This is a genomic window from Methylobacterium sp. Leaf118, from assembly GCF_920984675.1.
In the GTDB taxonomy this organism is placed as follows: Bacteria; Pseudomonadota; Alphaproteobacteria; order Rhizobiales; family Beijerinckiaceae; genus Methylobacterium.
On record NZ_CAKLBV010000001.1, the window covers coordinates 225,671 to 232,229 of the forward strand.

The window sequence follows — 6,559 nt, forward strand, 5'->3', positions numbered from 1 at the left end:
GGGGCCGAGCGCGCGGCGCGCGCCTTCGAGCATGTCTTCGGGCTGGCGCCGCCGCCGGAACTCGCCGAACCGAGGAGCCTGACCCCGGGCGACTTCGCGGTGGTCGCGCGCCAGTTCCGGCCATGTGCCGGCCGGGGTGGCCTTCGACCTGGTGGAGCGGTTGCGGGTGCAAGCGGAGGCAAAGCCCGGCCTGGCCGCCCGCATCGGCTTCTGAGCGAGCTCTCCGCCGCGGACGTTCCGACCCTCCCGTTCGCCGGCCGCGTGGCTCGGACATCGCTTGCCCTCGATGATCGGAGGCCGGGCTCGCGCGGGGCGGAGAGGCGCGCTTTTCGGCGTGGAACGCGGAACGCACCGCCTGCGCTTCCGTTTGGCCGGTCGGACACCGAGCCATTGCGAGCGACGAGGACGACCGGGATCGATGTGTGGGATCTGCGGAGAGATCAGGTTCGAGGGACAGGCCGATCCGGGCGCCGTCCGGGCGATGATGGCGGTGCTGAGCCCGCGCGGACCCGATGCGGCCGGCATCCACGGCCAGGGCCGGGTCGTGTTCGGCCATTGCCGGCTCAAGATCATCGACCTGTCGGAGGCCGGCCAGCAGCCGATGGTCGACCCCGCCCTCGGGCTGACGGTCGTGTTCAACGGCTGCATCTACAATTATCGGGAGCTGCGCACCGAATTGGAGGGCGAGGGCTACCGCTTCTTCTCCACGAGCGACACGGAGGTCGTGCTCAAGGCCTATCACGCCTGGGGTGGGATGTGCGTGACGCGCTTCCTCGGCATGTTCGCCTTCGCGGTGCACGAGCGTGATTCCGGCCGGGTCGTGCTCGCCCGTGACCGGCTCGGCATCAAGCCGCTCTACTATGCGGAGAGGGGACGGCGCTTCCGCTTCGCCTCCTCGCTGCCGGCCCTGTTGGCGGCGGGCGATGTCGACACCGCCATCGATCCGGCCGCCCTCCACCATTACATGAGCTGGCACGCGGGCGTGCCGGCGCCGCTCACCATCGTGAAGGGCGTGCGCAAGCTCCATCCAGCGACGATCGTGACGCTGGAGGCCGATGGTCGGCGCCACGAGGAGGCCTATTGGTCGCTCACCGTCGGTCCCCGTGAGGCGGACCGCGGCATGAGCGAGGCGGATTGGCGCGAGGCCGTGCTCGAATCCCTCGGCATCGCCGTGGCCCGCCGCCAGATCGCCGACGTGCCGACCGGGGTGCTGTTGTCCGGCGGGCTCGATTCCTCGGTCATCGTCGCGCTGCTCGCCCGCAACGGACAGAAGGGTCTCAAGACCTTCTCGGTCGGCTTCGACGCGGTGAACGGCGTCGAAGGCGACGAGTTCAAGTATTCCGATATCATCGCGGCCGCGTTCGAGACCGATCACGCCAAGCTTGTGGTCGACGGCGCGCGGACGCTCGACGCCCTGCCGCTGGCGATCCACGCCATGGCCGAGCCGCAGATGAGCCACGACGCCGTCGCCTTCCTGCTCCTGTCGCAGGAGGTCGCCAAGCACGTGAAGGTGATCCAAAGCGGCCAGGGCGCCGACGAGGTGTTCGGCGGCTACCATTGGTACCCGAAGCTGATGGGCTCGACCGACCCGGTCGCCGACTACGCCCGCGCCTATCACGACCGCGAGCAGGCCGAGATGCGCGAGGCGCTCGCGCCCGACCTGCTCGGCCCGGATTACAGCCGCGACTACCTCACGCGGTTCTATGCCGGGTCGACCAGTGCGAGCGCCATCGACCAGACCCTCGAACTCGACCAGCGGATCATGCTCGTCGACGATCCCGTCAAGCGGGTCGACAACATGACCATGGCCTGCGGTCTCGAGGCGCGGGTGCCCTTCCTCGATCACGAGCTGGTCGAACTCGCGGCCCGCATCCCGGCCGCGCTGAAGGTGCGCGACGGCGGCAAGTACATCCTGAAGGAGGCGGCCCGTGCCGTGGTGCCGGCGGCGGTGATCGACCGGCCGAAGGGCTACTTCCCGGTCCCGGCCCTCAAGCATATCCGCGGCCCGTTCATGGACTTCGTGCGCGACGTGCTCGACCAGCCGGTGGCGCGGGAGCGCGGCCTCTTCAACCGCGCTTACGTGGACAAGCTCCTGGCCGATCCCGACGGGACGCTGACGCCGAAGGGGAATTCGAAGCTCTGGCAGGTGGCGCTGCTGGAGGCGTGGCTGCAATCGCACCGCCTCTGATCAGTGCCGCCCGCGTATGACCGATCGCCCCCGGGCGATCGGTTCGCCCGCCAGGATCGGCCTGCGCTCAAGGTGACGCGGATTCTCCACGATCATCCCCGATGGGCGCCGTAGCCGAGACGCACTCGGTCGGGGAGCCGAACGCCATGTGTCGCTGGATCGCCTATCGGGGCCGTACGATCCCGCTGGAGCACTACATCACCGAGCCGGCCCACTCGCTGGTCTCGCAGAGCATCAAGGCGCTCGAATCGACCGCGGCGACGAATGGCGACGGGTTCGGCCTCGGCTGGTACGGCGACCATCCGGAGCCCGGCCGGTTCCGCGAGGTGCAGCCGGCATGGTCGGACGAGAACCTGCGCTACCTGTGCCGGCATCTGCACTCGCACCTGTTCTTCGCCCATGTGCGGGCCGCGACCGGCACGCCGATCACCCGGCCGAACTGCCACCCCTTCGCCTGCGGCCCGTGGCTGTTCATGCACAACGGCTATGTCGGGGACTGGGCGCGCTTGCGCCGGCCGATCGAGGCCCTGATTCCGGACGCGCTCTACCCGTCGCGGTCGGGCACGACGGATTCGGAGGCCCTGTTTCTGGCGATCCTCGGCCAGGGCCTGATGGCGACCGACCAGCCCCGCGATCCGATCACCGCCACCACCCAGGCGCTGGCGCGGGTCACCGAGCTCGTCGGCGGCATCGAGGGTGGGCATCCGTTCCGCTTCACCGCGGCGCTCGCCGACGGACGCGACCTCTACGCCTTCCGCTACGCCGCCAACGATGCGGCCAACAGCATGTATTATCGCCAGTCCGCCGACGGGGTCGTGGTGGTGTCGGAGCCGCTCGACCAGGAGCACGCGACCTGGATCCCGGTGCCGGACAACAGCGTCGTCGTCGCCCGCTGGGACGAGCCGGTTTCGGTGGTCTCGCTCAAGGAGTTCGGTCTCGCCCGAACCTCGGGACTGCCGCGGCTGCAATTGCAGAAGAGCGCCTGATCCGCGCCCGGGCCGGGGGCCGGCCCGATCGCGGGGCCGGTCTCCTCACGCCATCCAGGTCGAGCCGCTCGTGGTGGCGAGCGCCATGCTGTCCTGGCCGATATCGGCGGCGTTGTAGCCGAGGATCTGAGCGAGCTGCTCGCGAGCCCGCCAGACGCGGCTCTTCACCGTGCCGATCCGGCAGTTCATCACGGTCGCCGCCTCCTCGTAGCTGAGGTTCTCGATCGCCACGAGGATGAGCGCCTGCCGCATCGGCAGGGGCAGTTTGGCCAGGGCCATCTGCGCGTCGAGAAGATCGACGTGCCCCGACTGCTCCGGCGCCGCCGCCAGCCGCTCGGCGTAATCGCCGTCGCTGTCGGCGACCTCGCGGACCTCCTTGCGGTGGCGCGAGTAGAAGGCGTTGCGCATGATCGTGAACAGCCACGCGCCGAGATTGGTGCCGACGGTGAAGCGCGACCGGCTGCGCCAGGCCCGCAGGAACGTGTCCTGAACGAGGTCGTCGGCGGCCGACGGGTTCTTCGTCAACGACATCGCGAAGTTGTAGAGCCGCGGAGTCATCTCGATGATGGACGAGCGGAACGTCTCCTCATCCCGGCCCTCCTGCGCCACCAGGACGGTCTCGAGCCGGGCGAGAAGTTCGTCGAAGCGGTTCGAGCCGGTGCTCGGACTGCCCGGCATTCGGGCATAGGCTTCCGCGAGGAGGGTGCCGAGACGGTGCTGGACGTCGAAGGCGAGCATGGGCCCCTCGCCGATGGGCAGGGCAGGGGCAAGGGCAGTCTTGGTAGGCATCAGGTCCTGTGCGTTGATCACGGACTTGCGCAAGGGCGCATGCCCCGCACCTCCGTTGTCCCGCGATTTGCCGCGCGCTGCGCCAACATAGATTAGCAGGTTCGTCGGCGAGCTACGTCGAATCGCGGCGAGTGCCAAAAGATCGCAGGAACGAACGGCGGGATCACCTTGCGTGCAGGTGGAATAACCAGATTTGTCACAAATGATTGTGCCGGATGAACGATCGCGACCGGACCGTGTTGTCGCGGGACGGGGCTGGCCCCGCTTTCATCAAGGAATTGACGCTCCCCATGGGCTGGCCATTTCGCGCGCTCGTCGCTTCAGGATTGGCCGCTGGAGCGGTCGTCGCCGTTGGGGCGTTCGCCCGCTTCAGCTACGCGCCGATGCCCGTGGCCGGGGATGTGCTGAACGGCGACCGCTACGCCCTGCGCACCGCCTACGATCTGCTCGGGCGGCGCGTCTCCGCCGAGGAGGCGGAGGGGATGAAGGCGAGCCCCGAAGGCCGGGCGGCGCTGTCACCGGAGCGGGGAGCGATCGCGATCGACGCGGCACTGGTCGAGCGCGGACGCGAGGCCTTCTACCGCGAGACCTTCGGCAACGAGGTCTTCCTCACCGACGTGATGGGCATGCTCGACGGCGGTCTGTCGCCGTTCGAGGTGGCGCGTGCCGTGGCGGCGCTCGGTGGCGAGGGCACGGGCAACCTCAAAGTGCGAATGGCCCGAGACATGACGGTCGGCGACCGCGTCTGGCGCAAGGGCGACGAGGTGCCGACCGGCCTCGACGTGGCCCGTGGCTCCCGCTTCATCCTCGGCATCCGCACGTTCTACGATCGCGGCCATCTGCGCATGGGCATCACCTGTGCGCTCTGCCACGCGGCGGTCGATCCGGCCTCTGGCAAGGTGGTGGAGGGCGCTCCCAACGCTGATCTCAATGCCGGCCTGCTCATGGCGCTCTCGAAGAACGCGAGCGCCTACTTCATGCACGGCAGCCTCGACCTCGAGGCTCATCCGGGCGACCCGGGCCGCACCGTCACGTCGCAGGAGGGAACGAGGATCCCCTTGCCCGATCCTCCATCCTTCGAGGCCGCCGCCAAGGTTCAGGTGGCGAGCTGGCCCCCGGGCAGCTTCGATTCCTCTGCCGACCGTGTGACGAACCCGACCTCGATCCCGTCGAGCTTCTCAGCCTACAGTGAGCCCTACAGCTGGAGCGGACGCGAGGCCGTGGGGCCGTTCAAGGGATTGTCCTCGCTCAACAACAACGTTCACGCCGCCAATTCCGACACGACGCAGCAGACGGCCGCCGCCCGGACGCTGTTCGGACTCGATCCCGAACTCTATCTCGGCACGGTGCTGCAGGGCGCCGCCGCGCAGGCCCTCCGCTACGATCCGGCCGGTCCGCAACGTCCGACCGAGGTGCTGGCCGCCGCCGACCCGACGCCGGATTCGCCCGGTCTCAACCGCTACGCGGTGCTGCCGAGCTTTCCCGCCACCAACTACATGACCGACAACGGATTGTTCGCCTCCGTGCCCGGCGAGCCGGCCAACCACGCCAACAACGCCATGTCGGCCTTCCAGAACCTGTTGCGCGCCCCCGACGCCGGGCCCGGCGAGACCGAGAAGCGGACGACCGGTCGCGCGGTGTTCGAGCGCGCAAGCTGCGCCGGTTGCCATGCGGGGCCGGCGCTTACCGCCAACCGCATCGTGCCGGTCGCGGAGATCGGTACCGAGCCGAGCCGGGCGCGTGCCGGAGCCAAGATGGAGGCGCGCCTCGCTCCGCCGACGATGTTCGCCACGAACACGCCCTTCCCGCTGCCAGCCGATCCGACGCTCGTGCCGATTCCCCTGGAGGGGGCGGCGCTGCGACAGGTCCAGCTCGGCTGGGCCCATGCCGGAACGGGGGGCGGCTACAAGATCCCGAATCTCGTGGGGCTCGCCTGGAGCGCACCCTACCTGCACGATTCCGGCGTCGCCGTCGGGCCGGACCCGGAGCGGCATCTCGGCGTGCCCGGCACGGTCGATGCCGGGGTGACGCCGGACCCGGCCCAGAGCCTCCGGGCTCTGGTCGACCGCGGCCTGCGCGCTCGGGTCATCACCGCCAATGCAGGGTCCGAGAAAGCCCGCACCGCCCGCGTCACCGGCGCGGGCCATGCCTACTGGGCCGACCGGCAGGCTGGGTTCTCGGATGCCGAGCAGAGCGCGCTCGTGGCCTACCTCCTCTCGGTCGATCGGCTGACGGAGGACGTTCCGGTGCCCTAACCGCGCCGGCTGCGCACCATCAGCACTCGGGCCGCTTCGGCGAAGGCCGCGACCCAACGCTCGGGATCACGGGAGGCGCGTCCCCCGCGCGAGGGACGGGCCGTGCGCGGCGGCATCGGGATGTGCAGGAACACCGCCGGACAGCCCTGCGCCAGCACCCGGTAATAGGCGGCGTTGCATAGGTAGCGCCCGGCATCGCGCGAGAGGGCGGCCTCGAGCCCGGCGCGGCGCAGAGCGACCTGCACCGGGCCGGCGGCGGGGCTTCGGCGCAGGGCCGGGCCGCCGGGCTCGAAGGCGAGCCGCCGCGAGACCCGGCCCGAGGCGTCGGGAAACAGCCGGCT

General features: G+C 69.8%; 5 protein-coding genes. 3 read left to right on the forward strand and 2 right to left on the reverse strand.

All coding sequences use genetic code 11. The features are described from left to right. Positions 1-418: 418 nt before the first annotated feature. Complete coding sequence (locus LW587_RS01125; protein ID WP_232627760.1) at positions 419-2,188, forward strand: N-acetylglutaminylglutamine amidotransferase; 1,770 nt, start codon at positions 419-421, stop codon at positions 2,186-2,188. A gap of 146 nt (positions 2,189-2,334) precedes the next feature. Then, the gene (locus LW587_RS01130) at positions 2,335-3,174 is read left to right on the forward strand and encodes a class II glutamine amidotransferase (RefSeq protein WP_232627771.1); all 840 of its coding nucleotides are present in this window, start codon (positions 2,335-2,337) and stop codon (positions 3,172-3,174) included. A 45-nt stretch (positions 3,175-3,219) separates the two neighbouring features. On the opposite strand, the gene LW587_RS01135 is transcribed toward LW587_RS01130, so the two are convergent. After that, the gene (locus tag LW587_RS01135; protein WP_442919073.1) at positions 3,220-3,963 is read right to left on the reverse strand and encodes a sigma-70 family RNA polymerase sigma factor; all 744 of its coding nucleotides are present in this window, start codon (positions 3,961-3,963) and stop codon (positions 3,220-3,222) included. Between the two features lie 290 nt (positions 3,964-4,253). On the opposite strand from LW587_RS01135, the gene LW587_RS01140 reads away from it, so the two are divergent. Then, complete coding sequence (locus LW587_RS01140; RefSeq protein WP_232627761.1) at positions 4,254-6,218, forward strand: cytochrome C oxidase Cbb3; 1,965 nt, start codon at positions 4,254-4,256, stop codon at positions 6,216-6,218. On the opposite strand, the gene LW587_RS01145 is transcribed toward LW587_RS01140, so the two are convergent. Next, positions 6,215-6,559 (reverse strand): pyroglutamyl-peptidase I family protein (locus LW587_RS01145; protein ID WP_442919074.1); only part of this gene is annotated, 345 nt, incomplete at its 5' end. The two genes, LW587_RS01140 and LW587_RS01145, sit on opposite strands and share 4 nt — an antisense overlap.